Consider the following 15,416-nt stretch of genomic DNA (forward strand, 5'->3'; position numbering starts at 1 on the left):
GAAGCCCATGACCGCAGCCATGGCGCTGGCCGTATCGGCCGGAGCCTGGGCGGCCGCCGCGCAGGAACACTTTGCCTCGCCGCAGGCCGCCATGCAGGCATTTGGCGACGCGGTGGCGACGAGCGACGAGGACGCGCTGCGCGCGATTCTCGGCAGCGATTACCGCCGCCTGATCCCGCCGGTCGGCGCCGAGGCGCGCTATCGCTTTCTCGGCGCCTGGAGCGAGGCGCGCACGGTGCGGCCCGATGGCGACAGCCGGGCCTATATCGCGGTGGGCCACGATGGCTGGACGCTGCCGATTCCGCTGGCGAAGTCGGCGCAGGGCTGGACGTTCGACGTGCCGGAGGGAGTGCGCGAGATGCGGCTGCGCCGTATCGGCCGCAACGAGCTGGCGGTGATGCAGACCATGCTGGCGATCTACGACGCGCAGCGCGAATACGCGAGCGTGGACCGCGACGGCGACGGCGTACTGGCCTACGCCGGCAGGCTGTCCAGCGCGCCGGGCAAGCGCGACGGCCTGTACTGGCCGACGCGCGGCGACGAGCCTGAAAGCCCGCTCGGCCCGGCGTTTCTCGCGGCGGGCCGCGGCAATGCCACGCAGCAGGGCTACCACGGTTACCACTATAAGCTGCTGACCGCGCAGGGCCCGCACGCGCCGGGCGGGGAGTACGACTACGTCGTCCGCGGCCAGCTGTTCGGCGGCTTTGCCGTCGTGGCTTGGCCTGCGCGGTACGGCGACTCCGGTGTGAAAAGTTTTTTGATCAGCCATGAAGGCCAGCTGTATGAGGCCGACCTTGGCCCGCAGAGCGCGGCGCGCGCTGCCGCGATGCGCCGTTTCGATCCCGGCCCGGGCTGGAGCCGCATCACGCCGTGAGGCCGGCGGCCGGGCGCGATGCGGCGAAGTTTGCATTTGTGCGCTGCGCCCACTACTGTGAACAGCGAACATCGCCGGATATCGACGGTGGCGGAATGGCGCGGCCCTCGTCGTGGCGTTGCTTCGCCGCTGCGCGACGCAACGCGCGGGATACCCGGCATCATCCCAGGGGGAATGCCATGTTTCGTCGCTCACTGACGTCCGTGCCGGCTGCACCCGCGTCGGGCGCCCCCGCGCCCGGCTGTACCGCCATCTTCCGCTGCGCTGGATCGTCTCTGGCCGCGTAGCGCGAGACCCGCGATGGGGCGCTCCCTGTCGTCTCGCATCGTACTGGGCGCATGCTGCCTGCTCGGTGCCATCTCGGTCCTGACCGCGGGACGCGCGCTGCTCCGCGCCGGCGATGATGCCCCGCGCAGCGGCCTGCGCCGCCGTCCGCCTGCGCATCCGCAGGGCAATGACGACTATGCCTCGCTGAGCCGCGTCTCGCGGCTCTCCAGCATGGCGGAGCTGGCCGGCTCGCTTGCCCACGAACTCAACCAGCCGCTCACCGCCATCGTCAGCAATGCCCAGGCCGCCCGCCGGTACCTGGAGGCCGATGTCCTGGACATGGACGAGCTGCGCGAGATCGTCAAGGACGTTTCCGACGAAGCGTGCCGCGCCAGCGCCACGGTGCGCCAGATTCGCGCGCTGATCAACGGCGAGTCGCCGGCGCTGGCACCGCTGGATGTCGTGGCGGTGATCGACGACGTGCTGTCGCTGGTGCGCGGTAACGCGCTGGGGCGAGGCATCGCGCTTGCGCGCGAGGTGACGGCGCCGCTGCCGCGCGTCAATGGCGATGCGGTGCAGCTCCAGCAATTGCTCCTGAACGTGCTACTCAACGCCTTCGACGCCGTGGACAGCAGCGGCCTGGCGGCGGGGACGCCCCGCGAGGTCAAGGTGCGGGCCGACGCCCACGGCGGCATGGTGCGCATTTCGGTGCGCGATACCGGTAAGGGCGTGGCGCCCGGCGACCTGGAGACCATCTTCGAGCCCTTCGTCACGTCCAGGCCGCAGGGCATGGGCCTCGGGCTCTCCATCAGCCGCTCCATCGCGGCCCGCCATGGGGGCACGCTGCAGGCGCGGAAAAACGCAGACCGCGGCATGACGTTTGTGTTTTCGCTGCCTGAGGAAGGCATGCCCGCCCGGCGCGCCACGCCTGGGCCTCTGGACAGGCTGCTCACGCAGCGGTCGCTGCACGGCTGAGGCGCCACTGCAACGCGGCGATCGCACGACGCCGCGCATCCTTTGCCGCTCCCTCAGGGACCATGGTCCACTACCGGCGGCCGGTGCCAACTCATAGCCTTCGGTCATACCGGGCGCCGGCCCGGGTTGCCGTTACTGCCATCGTCCACCTATGGGTTCTGCAACGACCTTTGTCGTCATCGTCGATGACGACGATGCCGTCGCCCGCGCGATCGCAAGGCTCCTGCGCGCCGCGGGGGTCCGCGTGGACGCGTATGCCAACGGCCGCGCGCTGCTGGAGCGCCTCGGGGAAGATCCCGGTTACCGTCCCGATTGCGTGATCCTGGATGTGTGCATGCCCGGAATCGACGGCCTCGAGATGCAGCGTCGGCTGGCGCCGACCCGACTGCCCGTGCTGTTCGCCACGGCGTACGACGTGCCGGAGGCGCGCGAACGGGCGCTGGCCAACGGAGCGATCGGCTACATGCGCAAGCCCTTCAACGCCGCGCAACTGCTGGCACTGATTCCCGGCGTGCGCTGCTGAGGGGAGGGACCTTGGTCCAATTGCCGCCGCTTGCAAGGAGGCCCAAGCTAGCTTCGTAAGCATCCGCGGCATGGCGGGCCCACGGGGGCGCCGGCGTATGCGCGCGTGGGAGATACCGAGATGCGCAGCAGGAACAGCCGGCGATGGATGGCAATGCTCGCGGCCGTTGCGTTGGCCGCCGGATGTCAGAAGGAGGAGCGCAAGGCCGCGGCGCCGCCGGTGACGGACGTCGGCGTAATGACGGTGGCGCTGCGCGATGTGCCGCTGAACTTCGAGTTCGTGGGCGAGACCCAGAGTTCGCAGCAGGTAGAGATCCGCGCGCGGGTCAGCGGCTTCCTGGAGGAGCGGGTCTACACCGAGGGCTCGCTGGTCAAGGCCGGCGACGTGCTGTTCCGCATGGACCGCAAGCCGTTCGCCGCGGCGCTGAGCGCCGCGCAGGCGGAACTGGCGATGCAGCAGGCCCGCCTGACCACGGCGAACGCGAACCTTGCGCGGGTGCGGCCGCTGGCCGCCAGGAACGCGTTGAGCCAGAAGGATCTGGACGAGTCCATCGGCCAGCAGCAGGCCGCCGCGGCGGCTGTCGAGGCGGCCAAGGCCAACGTCGTCAGCGCCAGGTTGAACCTGGGCTATACCACCATCGTGTCACCGGTGAACGGCCTGTCGAGCTTCGCCAAGAAGCAGGTCGGCAGCTATATCGACAGCACCGACAGCCTGCTGACCTACGTGGCCAAGCTCGACCCCATGTGGGTCAACTTCAGCCTTTCGGAGAACGAGGTGCTGCAGACGCGCGCGCAGCAGCAGTCGGGCGCGCTGCGCCTGCCCGAGCGCGGTGCGCTGGAAGTGGAAGTCGTGCTCGCCGACGGCAGCGTCTATCCCAGCCGGGGCCGCATCGCGTTCGCCGATGCGGCGTTCAGCGCGGAGACCGGGACCTATCTGGTTCGCGCCGAGGTGCAGAACCGCGAGGGGGTGCTGCGGCCGGGACAGTTCGTGCGGGTGAGGGTCATCGGGGCACAGCGCACGCGCGCCATCACCGTGCCGCAGGAAGCGGTGATGCAGGGGCAGCGGGGGGAATCGGTCTGGATCGTCGACAAGGAAGGCAAGGCGCAGCAGCGCGTCGTGGAGGTGGCCGAATGGACCGAGGGCAACTGGGTGGTCCGCTCGGGCCTGCGTGAGGGCGATGTGGTCATCGTGGACGGGGCGATGCGGCTGGCGCCCGGGGCGCCGGTGCGGCCGGTGCATGCCGGCGCCGAGGGCGCGCCCAAGCCGCAGAGCGCGGCGGCACCCACGCCGGGTACGAAGGCGGCGCCATGAAACTGTCGCACTTCTTCATCGACCGGCCGATCTTTGCATCGGTCCTGTCCATCATCATCGTGGTGGGCGGGCTGGTGGCGATGTTCAACCTGCCGGTGGCGCAGTTTCCCGACATCACGCCGCCGAGCATCACGGTCTCCACCACCTACCCCGGCGCGAACTCCGAGGTGGTGGCGCAGAACGTGGCCGCGCCCATCGAGCAGCAGGTCAATGGCGCGGACAACATGCTCTACATGTCCTCGACCAGTTCTTCCACGGGGAACATGACGCTGACGGTGTACTTCGAGATCGGCACCGATCCGTCGCTGGCGCAGGTCGACGTGCAGAACCGCGTCAACCTCGCGCTGCCCACGCTGCCCGATGCGGTCACCCGCCAGGGCGTGTCGGTGCAGAAGCGGTCGTCGGCCTTCATGATGGTGATCGCGGTCTATTCGCCCGACAACAGCTTCGACAAGACCTTCGTCGACAACTACACCAACATCTACATTCTCGATGCGCTCAAGCGCATCCCCGGCGCGAACCAGGCATCGATCTTCGGCACGCCCGACTATGCGATGCGCATCTGGCTGTTGCCGGACCGCATGGCGCGGCTGGGCATCACCGTGGAAGACGTGAAGAACGCCGTGTCCTCGCAGAACGAGCAGTTCTCCGCGGGGCGCATCGGCCAGTCGCCCACCGACGGCCCGGTCAAGCAGACGTTTCCGGTTGCCACCAAGGGGCGCATGACCGAGCCGGCGGAGTTCGAGAACATCATCCTGCGAGCCGCCTCGGGCGACGCGGCCATCGTGCGCCTGAAGGATATCGGCCGCGCGGAACTGGGCTCCAAGGACTATTCGCTGCGCAGCCGTTTCAACGGCAAGACCGCCACGCTGCTGGCCGTGTACCAGCAGCCGGGCGCCAACGCGCTGGACGTGGCGCAGCAGGTGCGCACCACGCTGGAGACGATGAAGAAGACGTTTCCGCCGGGCCTGGAGTACGAGATCGCGCTGGACACCACCGACTTCGTCCGCGAATCGATCAACGAGGTCGTGCACACGCTGCGCGACGCGGTGATCCTCGTCATCCTGGTGGTCTATCTGTTCCTGCAGAGTTTCCGCGCCACGCTCGTGCCGATACTGGCCGTGCCGGTGTCCATCATCGGCACGTTCATGGCGATGTCGGCGTTCGGCTTCTCGGTCAACATGCTGACGCTGTTCGGCATGGTGCTGGCCATCGGCATCGTGGTGGACGACGCCATCGTGGTGATCGAGAACGTCGAGCGCAACATGGTCGAGTTCAAGATGCCGCCGAAGGAAGCCGCCAAGCACGCGATGGACGAAGTGGGCGGGCCGGTGATCGCCATCGTGCTGGTGCTGCTCGCGGTGTTCATTCCGGTGGCGTTCCTGTCCGGCATCACGGGCCAGTTGTACAAGCAGTTCGCCATCACGCTGGCGGTGTCGGTGTTCCTCTCCGGCGTGGTCGCGCTGACGCTGTCGCCCGCGTTGGCCGCCGTGCTGCTCAAGCCGGGGAGCCACGAGAAGAACCGCTTCTTCCGCTGGTTCAACGAGAAGTTCGACCGGATGGTGGAAGGGTACGGGCGGTCGGTGCAACTGGTCATCCGGCGGGTGGCGATTTCGGCGGCGCTGGTGCTCGCGCTGATCGTGGCCGCCGTGCTGCTGTTCATGCGCATCCCCTCGTCGTTCCTGCCGGTGGAAGACCAGGGCTATCTGCTGGGCGCCGTCATCATGCCGGATGCGGCAAGCCTGGACCGCACCGGCGAAGTATCCAGGCGCGCCGAGCAGTGGTTCAAGGCGCAGCCCGCGGTGCGCTCGGTGGCCACGCCAGACGGCTACAGCCTGATCGACTCGCAGAACAAGTCCAATGCCGGCACGTTGTTCGTCGCGCTGAAGGGCTTCCACGAGCGCGGCGACGGCGAGAGCGCCGAGGACCTGATCGTCAAGGCCACGCGCGAATTCTCGACGTGGCGCGATGGGCTGGTGATCCCGGTCAACCCGCCGGCGATTCCCGGGCTGGGCACCACCGGAGGGTTCGAGTTCTGGCTGCAGAGCACCGGCGACGGCACCTACCAGCAGCTGGAGGAGCGTGTGCGCGCGTTCATTGCCAAGGCGCGCGCGCGGCCCGAACTGCGCAGCGTCAGCACCACCATCAATACGCGCTCGCGCCAGCTGCTGGTCGACCTGGACCGCGAACGCGCGGAAACGCAGGGCGTGCCGGTGGACCAGGTCTACTCGGCGCTGCAGACGATGTTCGGCTCGCTGTACGTCAGCCAGTTCCCCAAGAACAGCCGCCTGTTCCAGGTCATCCTGCAGGCCGAGCCGCAGTACCGTTCCCGGCCCGAGGACCTGGACAAGGTCTATGTGCGCAACGCCAGCGGCGACATGGTGCCGATCAAGGCGGTGACCACCTCGCGCTACGTGGCGGGGGCGGATCTGGTGACGCGCTTCAACAACTTCCCGGCGGCCAAGATCACCGGCGACGCGGCGACGGGCTACAGCTCCGGGCAGGCGCTGGCCGCGATGGAGGAGGTCGCCGCCGAGGTGCTCGGCGAGGGCTACAGCTTTGCCTGGAGCGGGCAGGCTTACGAGGAGAAGAAGGCCGGCTCGACGGCGGCGATGGTGTTCGGCTTCGCGCTGCTGATGGTGTTCCTGATCCTGGCCGCGCAGTACGAGAAGTGGACTCTGCCGATCGGTGTGCTGCTGGCGGTGCCGTTCGCGCTGTTCGGCGCGCTGGTGGCCATCCTGGTGCGCGGCATGGAGAACGACGTGTATTTCCAGATCGGCCTCACCGTGCTGATCGCGCTGGCCGCGAAGAACGCGATCCTGATCTTCGAGTTCGCGGTGGAGATGCGCATCAAGGAAGGGCTGAGCGCCTATGACGCGGCGGTCAAGGCGTCCAAGCTGCGCCTGCGGCCGATCATCATGACGTCGCTGGCTTTTATCCTCGGCTGCATTCCGCTGGCCATCGCCAGTGGCGCGTCGGCGGCGAGCCGGCAATCGCTGGGCACCGGCGTGATCGGCGGCATGCTGGGCGCCACGGTGATCGCGGTGTTCTTTATCCCGATGTTCTTCTGGCTGCTGGAGCGGCGCACCGCCGGCAAGGTGCCGGCCAAGCCGGCGAAGGGGCCCGGCGAAGCGGTGCCGGATGCCGCGAACCCGCATGGAGCGGCGGAATGAACCGCGTGCGCCAGCGGCACGGGACCGCCACGCTGGTGCCGGCGCTGCTCGCCGCGGCGCTCGCCGGCTGCGCCGTAGGCCCGGACTACGAGCGGCCTGCGGTGGACGTGCCGGCAGCCTATCGCTTCGCGCAGCCCGGCGAGGTGGCGCCCATGGCCATCGAACCGCGCTGGTGGGGGCAGTTCCACGACCCGGTGCTCGATGCGCTGATCGTGCAGGCACTGGAGCGCAACCGCGACATCCTGATCGCCGTGGCGCGCGTGGAGGAGTACTACGGCCGCGTGATGTCCACCCGGGGCCTGCTGTTCCCGCAGGTCGGGGTGGAGGCGCTGGCCGGCCGCCAGCGCATCGGCGAGGGCGGCGCCGCGGTGCTGCCGGGCAACAACCCGTTCAACCAGGTGCAGGCCGACGTCTTCGCCTCCTGGGAGATCGATCTGTTCGGCCGGCTGCGCCGCCTGACCGAATCGGCGCGGGCGCAGTGGGCCGCCTCGGACGAGGCGCGCCGGGCGGTGGAGATCAGCGTGGTGGCGGCGGTGGCGTCGGCGTATATCACGCTGCGCGACCTGGACAACCGGCGCCTGGTGGCCATCGATACGCTGAGCACGCGCGAGGGTGCGCTAAAGCTGTTCCGCGACCGCTTCGAGGGCGGGGTGGTGGGGGAAGTGGAGGTGGCCCAGGCGCAGTCCGAGTACTCGTCGGCGCAAGGCACCGTCGCGCTCTACGAGCTGCTGGTGGCGCAGCAGGAGAACCTGCTGTCGGTCCTGGTCGGCGACAACCCGCGGGATATGCCGCGGGGGCTGGCGATCGGCGAGCTGGCCTCTCCGGTCATTCCCGCCGGTCTGCCGTCCGAGCTGCTGGCGCAGCGGCCGGATCTGCTCCAGGCGGAGCAGCAACTGATCGCCGCCAACGCCGAGATCGGCGCGGCCCGCGCGCAGTATTTCCCCACCATCACACTCACCGGCCTCTTCGGCGCGGCCAGCACGGCGCTGTCCGGCCTGTGGGGCGGCGCGGCGAAGACGTGGTCGTATGGCGCCTCGGTGGCCATGCCCATCTTTACCGCCGGGCGCATCGCGGGCGATGTGAGGCAGGCCGAGGCGCGGCAGCGGCAGGCGCTGCAGGCGTACCAGCAGGCCATCCAGACCGCGTTCCGCGAGGTGGCCGATGCGCTGGTGGGCGTGCAGCGCACGCGCGACCAGCTCGCGGCCAAGAACGCGCAGGTGGACGCGCTGGTGCGCTACGTCGCACTGGCGCAGGACCGGTATGAGGGCGGCTACACCAGCTACCTGGAAGTGCTCGATGCCGAGCGCTCGCTGTTCGCGGCGCAGCTCGACCAATCCAACCTGCGCGGCACCGAGTTCGGGCAGATCGTGCAGCTTTACAAGGCGCTCGGGGCGGGATGGCCGATGCGGCAGGACCCCACGATGTTGACGACGACGGAGAGATGACATGGACCCAGATACCCGCATGGCAGACACCGCGACCGCAGGCGGCGGCGTGAGGGCGGCGATGGCGGCGACGGCAGCGATGGCAGTGATGGCAGTGATGGCCGTTGCGCTGGCCGGCGCCGCGCAGGCGCAGCCGGATACCCGGATGGACGTGCAACGCACGCCTGGCAAGACGACGATGACCGGCACGGCCACGGTGAAGGCAACCATCGCCAGGATCGACGCGCCGACGCGCACCGTGACGCTGAAGACCCACACCGGTCGGGTCGTGGACCTGAAGGTCGGCGAGGAGGCCCGCAACTTCGACCAGCTGCGGGTCGGCGACATGGTCACCGTGGAATACCGGGAGGCGCTCGCGATGAGCCTGGAAAAGGGCAGCGGGCCGCTGTCCGTCCAGACGCGGCCCATCGAGGAACGCTCCGCGCCCGGCGCGCGGCCGGGCGGCATGATCGGCCAGGAGGTGACCGTGGTGGCCGACGTGGTGGCGGTCAGCCCCAGCAAGCATGCCGTCACGCTGAAGGGGCCCGGCGGCAATGTCGTGGACCTGCTGGTGGACGATCCCTCGCAGCTGGCGAGCGTAAAGAAGGGCGATCGCGTCAAGGCCGTGTACACCGAGGCCATTGCGGTTGCGGTGCAGCCCGCGGCGAAGTAATCAGCGAGGAGTCCGCCATGCGCAGTCCGCTTGCAAGGCAATGGGTTGGCCTGACGCTCGCTGCCTGGGCGATGCCGGCCCTGGCCTTTTTCGACCACTACCTGAGCAACACCATCGTGGGCCAGCTCAGCCGCGCGCAGACCGAGACGCTGGTCGCCATCTGGCACCAGGCGCTGTCGGAGAAGGGCGATGGCGAGAGCACGGAGTTCCAACTGGCGGCCGACCGGGACGCCAGGGCCACCGAGGGAACCATGACGCCCGTGAAGACCACCGTCGACGGCGACCAGCGCTGCCGCCAGGTCCGCTCGGAGTTCCGGCAGGCGGGCCGGCAGGAGAAATGGTCCGGCTGGTACTGCCGGCAGGGCGACGGGCCCTGGCGGGTGCGCCAGCAGAAGGGGTAGCTGGCGGGTCTCGCCCGCGCCCCTTGCCTTTGCGTCGCGCCACCCGCAACAGGCGGTGGCAGCCTTGCGCATGACTTCCGTGTCGACCGCTTTCGCCTGACCGCAGACCCGTGGCAACGGAAGGCGCAGGCGAGGCACTGCGCTCGCGCGGTGCCGGCGAAGTGCTTCTCGTCTACCATAAGGTCCCGCCGCGGGACGGTTTCCAGGGATCCGCGGCGCCAGGCATGGACCACGCATGACGCAAAACATCACACGACGCACTACAGGGGCAAGGGGAAAGGGAAAAGCCGTGACCAATGACCAATGCCTCGCCAGGATCTGAGGCGGATGTTGGACGGCCACGACTCGCGCGATGCGCGGCACGTTCGATGGAGCGGCGTGCTCGCTGCCGGCGCGACGATGCTCTATCCGCTGGCGATCTACGGGGGCCTGCAGGTGTGGTCGCCCCGCGTGATGGCGCTGGCGCTGGTGGTGCTGATCGTGCTGCGGCTGGGCGCGCTGTCCCGCGCCGGCTTGTTTCGCACGCCTGGCCTGGGGCTTGCCGCCGGCGCCATCGCACTGCTGGTCGCCCTGTCCAACGAGGCGCTCCCGCTCAAGCTCTATCCGGCCGCCGTCAATGTCGCGATGCTGGCCGTGTTCGGCTGGAGCCTGTGGCACCCTCCCACCGTCGTGGAGCGCCTGGCACGGATGCGGGACCCCGATCTGCCGCCGCGCGGCGTCGCCTATACGCGCCGTGTCACGCAGGCCTGGTGCGTGTTTTTCGTTTTCAACGGCGGGGTCGCCGCGGCGACGGCGTTCCTCGCCAGCAATCGGATCTGGGCGCTGTACAACGGCGGCATCGCCTATGTGCTGATCGGCGCGATGTTCGCTGGCGAATGGCTGGTGCGCCGGCGCGTGATGGGCCGCAGCGCGGCACCCTGAACATCCGACTGGGGCGCCTCCCGAGCGGCGCGACCAACGAAGCGGCGAAGTCCCAAGGAATAACGACATGAATCAGGGCAAGGAAGAAAACGTCGACGTCCTCGTCATCGGTGCCGGTCCGGCCGGCTCGGTGGCCGCGGGCCTCTTGCGCCAGCGCGGCATCGACGTGCTGGTGCTGGAAAAGGAAGTCTTTCCGCGCTTCTCGATCGGCGAGAGCCTGCTGCCGCAGAGCATGGAATATATCGAGCAGGCCGGCATGCTGCGCGCCGTCGTCGAGGCGGGCTTCCAGTACAAGAATGGCGCGGCCTTCGTGCGCGGCGACCGCTACACCGATTTCGACTTCCGCGACAAGTTCTCGCCCGGCTGGGGCACGACCTATCAGGTGCAGCGCGCCCGCTTCGACGACGTGCTCGCGCGCGATGCCGTGAGGCAGGGCGCCGAGGTGCGCTTCCGCCATCAGGTCACAGCGCTGGACGTCGAAGGGCGGGGCCCGGTCGCCACCGTCGCCGACGCGGACGGCGCCAGCTATCAAGTGCGGGCTCGCATCGTGCTGGACGCATCGGGCTTCGCGCGCGTGCTGCCGCGCCTGCTGGACCTGGAGTCGCCGTCGAACTTCCCGGTGCGCGGCGCCATCTTCACTCACGTCGAGGACCGCATTCCCCCTGGCACCTTCGACCGCAACAAGATCCGCGTCAGCATCCACCCCGAGCATGTGGACGTGTGGTACTGGACCATTCCGTTCTCCGACGGGCGCTGCTCGCAGGGCGTGGTGGCCGAGCAGAGCTTCCTGTCGCGCTACGCCGGCACCGAAACCGAGCGCCTGCGGGCGCTGGTCGAGGAGGAACCCGCGCTGGCGAAGCTGCTCGCCAACGCCAACTGGGACACGCCGGCGCGGCAGATCGTCGGCTATTCGTCCAATGTGAAATCGCTGTGGGGCAAGGGCTATGCGCTGCTGGGCAATGCCGGCGAATTCCTCGATCCGGTGTTCTCGTCGGGCGTCACCATTGCCTTCAAGTCCGCCAGCCTCGCCGTGGACTGCATCGCGCGCGAATTCAACGGCGAGACAGTCGACTGGGAAACCGACTATGCCCGCACGCTCAAGGACGGTGTGGATTGTTTCCGTACCTATGTCGAGGCATGGTACGAGGGCCGCTTCCAGAGCGTGATTTTTCATTCGAATGCGTCGCCCGAGATTCGCCGCATGATCTCGTCGATCCTGGCCGGCTACGCCTGGGACCGGCAGAACCCCTTCGTGGCCGAATCCAGGCGCCGCCTGCGCGTGCTGGAGCAGATCTGCGGCGCCTGAGCGTCCATGCCGCGTGGTGCCGCGCGTCGGCGACGCTGGCCCATTTTTCCGTATTCCAGCCTGCGCATGCGCAGGCCCTCTTGCAGGGAGCACAACCATGACGAATCCCACCGTGCTGGTCACGGGCTCGTCCCGCGGCATCGGCCGCGCCATCGCGCTGCGGCTGGCCCGGGACGGCCACGACATCGTCGTGCATTGCCGCGCCGCGCACGACGAAGCGCGCTCCGTCGCGGACATGGTGCGCGGCCTGGGCCGCAATGCGCGCGTGTTGAGCTTCGACGTAAGCCGCCGCGAGGAGGCCGCCGAGGCGCTCGCGCGCGATATCGAGGCGCACGGTGCCTACTACGGGGTGGTGTGCAATGCCGGCATCGCGCGCGACGCCGCCTTTCCGGCGATGAGCGGCCAGCAGTGGGACGAGGTCATCCACACCAACCTCGACGCCTTCTACAACGTGCTGAACCCGGTGGTGATGCCGATGGTGCAGCGGCGCGCGCCCGGCCGCATCGTGACGCTGTCGTCCGTGTCCGGGCTGGTGGGCAACCGCGGCCAGACCAACTACAGCGCCGCCAAGGCCGGAATCATCGGGGCCACCAAGGCGCTGGCCATCGAGCTGGCCAAACGCAATATCACCGTCAACTGCGTGGCGCCGGGACTGATCGATACCGACATGGTCGACGACGCCGTGCGCGACGAGGCGCTGAAGATGATTCCCGCACGGCGCATGGGCACGCCCGACGAGGTCGCCGCCACCGTGGCGTTCCTGCTGTCGCCCGACGCCGGCTACATTACGCGGCAGGTCATTTCGGTCAATGGCGGGATGTTCGGCTGAGGCGAACGGCACCGTTCCAGTGCCGTCCATGCGCCCTCAGCGCGCCCGCAACACCGCCTCGATGCGCCCGGCGGCCGCGCGCAGCGGCGCCAGATAGCGCTCGCGCAGTTGCTCCGCATTGCGGCTGCCGAGCACCATGCTGAAGCCGATGCCGGCCACCACCTTGCCGGCCTGGTCGTGCAGCGGCACCGAGATGCCCGCAAAGCCGTCCACCAGTTCGCTGACCAGCGTGCAGTAGCCGTCCTCGCGCACCTGCTCCAGCGTGCGGGCTAGCGCCGCGCGCGTGCGTACCGTGAAGGGCGTCAGCGGCCGCAGTTCCGCGCGCGCGAGATACGCCGCGCGCGCCTCGTCGTTCAGCCCGGCCAGCAGCACCCGCCCCAGCGAGTGGGCATAGGCGGGCATGCGCCGGCCGATCGCCATGTCGACGCGCAGCAGCTGGCTCGGTTCCTCGCGCGCGACCAGCACCACCGATTCGCCGTCGAGCATCCCGACCGAACAGGTCTCGCCGCAGTCCGCCGCGAGCGCCTTCAGGTGCGGCATGGCCAGCCGCGGCAGGCTCATCGAGGCGAAATACGCGTAGCCCAGGTCCATTACCCGCGGCGTCAGCGCGAACTGGCGGCCGTTCTGGGACAGATAGCCGTTGTGCTCCAGCGTCAGCAGCAGGCGGCGCGCGGCCGCCCGGGTTACCTCCAGGCGCTCGGCCACTTCCTGCATGGTCAGCGTTTCGGTGCCCTGTGCGAACAGGCGCAGCAGGGCCAGGCCCTTGGTCAGGGAATCGAGCAGTTCTTCCTTCTTTTGTGGCTGGGCGTCCGCTTCCGGCATCTCAGTCGGCGTCTTTCTAAAGATTTGGCAGGGTTTCTACGGCCACATCCGTCTTGCGTGGTAGGGCCGGTCGTCCGTATGATAGGCGTTTTGCGAACACTTGTTCGGGAATTGCGGTTCGAGATCGGGCCCGCCCGCAAGGCCGCGACACAGAACAGAACAAGACGAGACGGAGACAGCGATGAAAGTCATCACCGCGCAGCAGGCCGCCGGCCTGGTACAGGACCGCTGGACCGTGGCCAGCGCGGGCTTTGTCGGCGCCGGCCACGCCGAGGCGGTGACCGAGGCGCTGGAGCAGCGCTTCCTGCAGACCGGACTGCCCCGTGACCTGACGCTGGTGTACTCGGCGGGACAGGGGGACCGCGGCGCGCGCGGGGTCAACCATTTCGGCAATGCCGGCATGACGGGCGTCATCGTCGGGGGCCACTGGCGCTCGGCCACGCGGCTGGCCACGCTGGCCATGGCCGAGCAATGCGAGGGCTACAACCTGCCGCAGGGCGTGCTGACCCACCTGTATCGCGCGATCGCGGGCGGCAAGCCCGGCGTGCTGACCAAGATCGGCCTGCATACCTTCGTCGATCCGCGCACCGCGCAGGACGGCCGCTATCACGGCGGCGCGGTCAACGAGCGCGCCCGCGCGGCGCAGCGCGAGGGGCGTGCGAACTGGGTCGAGGCGGTGGACTTCCGCGGCGAGGAATTTCTGTTCTATCCGAGCTTTCCGATCCACTGCGCGCTGATCCGCTGCACCGCGGCCGATACGCGCGGCAACCTGAGCACGCACCGCGAGGCGTTCCATCACGAGCTGCTGGCGATGGCCCAGGCCGCGCACAACTCCGGCGGCATCGTGATCGCGCAGGTCGAGCAGGTGGTCGATCACCACGAGAACCTGCAGGCCATCCACGTGCCCGGCATCCTGGTCGACTATGTGGTCGTCAGCGAAGACCCCGCACACCACCAGATGACCTTCGCGGAGACCTTCAATGCCGCCTACGTGACGCCGTGGCAGGGCGAGGCCGCGAGCGCACGCGAGGAAGCGGCGCACGCGCCGGCGCCGGCGGCAGTGCTCGACGCGCGCACGATCGTGCAGCGCCGCGCGGTGATGGAGCTGGCCGCGCGTGGGCCGCGCGTGGTGAACCTCGGGGTCGGCATGCCCGCCGCGGTCGGCATGCTGGCGCACGAGGCGGGACTCGGCGGCTTTACGCTGACCGTGGAGGCCGGCCCGATCGGCGGCACACCGGCCGACGGGCTGAGCTTCGGCGCCTCGGCCTATCCGGAGGCGGTGGTGGACCAGCCGGCGCAGTTCGATTTCTACGAAGGCGGCGGCATCGACCTGGCCATCCTCGGCCTGGCCGAGCTGGACGGCCACGGCAACGTCAACGTCAGCAAGTTCGGCGCCGGCGAGGCCGCGCTGATCGCCGGCGTGGGTGGCTTCATCAATATCACGCAGAGCGCCAAGGCGGTGGTCTTCATGGGCACGCTCACCGCGGGCGGGCTGGAGGTGCGCGCCGAGGACGGGCAGCTGCGCATCGTGCGCGAAGGCGCGGTCAAGAAGATCGTGTCCGAGGTCTCGCACCTGAGCTTCAACGGCCCCTACGTGGCATCGCTGGGCGTGCCCGTCGTCTATATCACCGAGCGGGCGGTGTTCGAGATGCGTCCCGACGCGAGCGGCGAGGCGCGGCTGACGCTGATCGAGATCGCCCCCGGCGTCGACCTGCAGCGGGACGTGCTGGACCAGTGCGCGACGCCCGTCGCGGTGGCGGCGGACCTGCGCACCATGGACGAGCGGCTGTTCCGCCCCGGCACCATGCGCCTTTGATCTTCCGTTTCACGCGCGGGCACGCCCTTTGGCGGGCGCCCGCCGCTTCCATCCGATAAGCGATAAAGGGCCGGCCACGACCGCCCATGGAGGAGACCAAC

General features: G+C 69.0%; 13 protein-coding genes. 12 read left to right on the forward strand and 1 reads right to left on the reverse strand.

The features are described 5' to 3' along the window. Positions 1 to 7: 7 nt before the first annotated feature. From LDO27_RS17715 to fabG, 11 genes are all read left to right on the forward strand, one after another. The gene (locus tag LDO27_RS17715; protein ID WP_224043063.1) at positions 8 to 874 is read left to right on the forward strand and encodes a DUF2950 domain-containing protein; all 867 of its coding nucleotides are present in this window, start codon (positions 8 to 10) and stop codon (positions 872 to 874) included. 300 nt (positions 875 to 1,174) lie between these two features. After that, positions 1,175 to 2,116: a sensor histidine kinase gene (locus tag LDO27_RS17720; RefSeq protein WP_224043064.1), complete on the forward strand. Its 942-nt coding sequence runs from the start codon at positions 1,175 to 1,177 to the stop codon at positions 2,114 to 2,116. Between the two features lie 151 nt (positions 2,117 to 2,267). Continuing rightward, positions 2,268 to 2,639: a response regulator transcription factor gene (locus LDO27_RS17725; RefSeq protein WP_224043065.1), complete on the forward strand. Its 372-nt coding sequence runs from the start codon at positions 2,268 to 2,270 to the stop codon at positions 2,637 to 2,639. A gap of 147 nt (positions 2,640 to 2,786) precedes the next feature. Beyond that, positions 2,787 to 3,950, forward strand: coding sequence for an efflux RND transporter periplasmic adaptor subunit (locus tag LDO27_RS17730; RefSeq protein ID WP_224043066.1), 1,164 nt, complete (start codon positions 2,787 to 2,789; stop codon positions 3,948 to 3,950). After that, positions 3,947 to 7,123, forward strand: coding sequence for an efflux RND transporter permease subunit (locus tag LDO27_RS17735; protein ID WP_224043067.1), 3,177 nt, complete (start codon positions 3,947 to 3,949; stop codon positions 7,121 to 7,123). The genes LDO27_RS17730 and LDO27_RS17735 overlap by 4 nt, the downstream gene beginning before the upstream one ends. Further along, entirely contained in the window at positions 7,120 to 8,568 is a 1,449-nt protein-coding gene (locus tag LDO27_RS17740) for an efflux transporter outer membrane subunit (protein ID WP_224043068.1), read from the forward strand. The genes LDO27_RS17735 and LDO27_RS17740 overlap by 4 nt, the downstream gene beginning before the upstream one ends. Positions 8,569 to 8,647: 79 nt before the next feature. Further along, positions 8,648 to 9,220, forward strand: a complete 573-nt coding sequence (locus LDO27_RS17745; RefSeq protein ID WP_222207890.1) for a hypothetical protein — start codon at positions 8,648 to 8,650, stop codon at positions 9,218 to 9,220. 17 nt (positions 9,221 to 9,237) lie between these two features. Further along, positions 9,238 to 9,621, forward strand: a complete 384-nt coding sequence (locus LDO27_RS17750) for a hypothetical protein (RefSeq protein ID WP_224043069.1) — start codon at positions 9,238 to 9,240, stop codon at positions 9,619 to 9,621. A 399-nt stretch (positions 9,622 to 10,020) separates the two neighbouring features. After that, positions 10,021 to 10,542, forward strand: a complete 522-nt coding sequence (locus tag LDO27_RS17755; RefSeq protein ID WP_224043164.1) for a COG4648 family protein — start codon at positions 10,021 to 10,023, stop codon at positions 10,540 to 10,542. 67 nt (positions 10,543 to 10,609) lie between these two features. Then, positions 10,610 to 11,848 carry an NAD(P)/FAD-dependent oxidoreductase gene (locus tag LDO27_RS17760; RefSeq protein WP_224043071.1) on the forward strand — a complete coding sequence of 413 codons (1,239 nt, stop codon included), beginning with the start codon at positions 10,610 to 10,612 and terminating at the stop codon, positions 11,846 to 11,848. 97 nt (positions 11,849 to 11,945) lie between these two features. Continuing rightward, on the forward strand, positions 11,946 to 12,677 hold the full coding sequence (fabG, locus tag LDO27_RS17765; protein ID WP_224043073.1) for a 3-oxoacyl-ACP reductase FabG: 732 nt from the start codon (positions 11,946 to 11,948) through the stop codon (positions 12,675 to 12,677). Positions 12,678 to 12,713: 36 nt separating this feature from the next. Here fabG and LDO27_RS17770 read toward each other — a convergent pair whose 3' ends face one another. Next, a complete protein-coding gene (locus LDO27_RS17770) occupies positions 12,714 to 13,499 on the reverse strand; it encodes an IclR family transcriptional regulator domain-containing protein (RefSeq protein ID WP_224043075.1) in 786 nt (261 codons plus the stop codon). Positions 13,500 to 13,680: 181 nt separating this feature from the next. Here LDO27_RS17770 and LDO27_RS17775 point away from each other — a divergent pair, with 181 nt between their 5' ends. Further along, positions 13,681 to 15,315, forward strand: coding sequence for an acyl CoA:acetate/3-ketoacid CoA transferase (locus LDO27_RS17775; protein ID WP_224043077.1), 1,635 nt, complete (start codon positions 13,681 to 13,683; stop codon positions 15,313 to 15,315). The last annotated feature ends 101 nt before the right edge of the window (positions 15,316 to 15,416 follow it).

The sequence above is a fragment of the Cupriavidus respiraculi genome (assembly GCF_914271545.1).
Taxonomy (GTDB): Bacteria; Pseudomonadota; Gammaproteobacteria; order Burkholderiales; family Burkholderiaceae; genus Cupriavidus; species Cupriavidus respiraculi.

Excerpts from the sequence above, each read along its gene's own strand:
- LDO27_RS17750 (WP_224043069.1), top strand. The coding sequence starts at position 9,238 with ATGCGCAGTCCGCTTGCAAGGCAATGGGTTGGCCTGACGCTCGCTGCC.
- LDO27_RS17740 (WP_224043068.1), top strand. The coding sequence starts at position 7,120 with ATGAACCGCGTGCGCCAGCGGCACGGGACCGCCACGCTGGTGCCGGCG.
- fabG (WP_224043073.1), top strand. The coding sequence starts at position 11,946 with ATGACGAATCCCACCGTGCTGGTCACGGGCTCGTCCCGCGGCATCGGC.
- LDO27_RS17720 (WP_224043064.1), top strand. The coding sequence starts at position 1,175 with ATGGGGCGCTCCCTGTCGTCTCGCATCGTACTGGGCGCATGCTGCCTG.
- LDO27_RS17735 (WP_224043067.1), top strand. The coding sequence starts at position 3,947 with ATGAAACTGTCGCACTTCTTCATCGACCGGCCGATCTTTGCATCGGTC.
- LDO27_RS17730 (WP_224043066.1), top strand. The coding sequence starts at position 2,787 with ATGGCAATGCTCGCGGCCGTTGCGTTGGCCGCCGGATGTCAGAAGGAG.
- LDO27_RS17745 (WP_222207890.1), top strand. The coding sequence starts at position 8,648 with ATGGCAGTGATGGCAGTGATGGCCGTTGCGCTGGCCGGCGCCGCGCAG.
- LDO27_RS17760 (WP_224043071.1), top strand. The coding sequence starts at position 10,610 with ATGAATCAGGGCAAGGAAGAAAACGTCGACGTCCTCGTCATCGGTGCC.
- LDO27_RS17715 (WP_224043063.1), top strand. The coding sequence starts at position 8 with ATGACCGCAGCCATGGCGCTGGCCGTATCGGCCGGAGCCTGGGCGGCC.
- LDO27_RS17755 (WP_224043164.1), top strand. The coding sequence starts at position 10,021 with ATGCTCTATCCGCTGGCGATCTACGGGGGCCTGCAGGTGTGGTCGCCC.
- LDO27_RS17775 (WP_224043077.1), top strand. The coding sequence starts at position 13,681 with ATGAAAGTCATCACCGCGCAGCAGGCCGCCGGCCTGGTACAGGACCGC.
- LDO27_RS17770 (WP_224043075.1), bottom strand. The coding sequence starts at position 13,499 with ATGCCGGAAGCGGACGCCCAGCCACAAAAGAAGGAAGAACTGCTCGAT.
- LDO27_RS17725 (WP_224043065.1), top strand. The coding sequence starts at position 2,268 with ATGGGTTCTGCAACGACCTTTGTCGTCATCGTCGATGACGACGATGCC.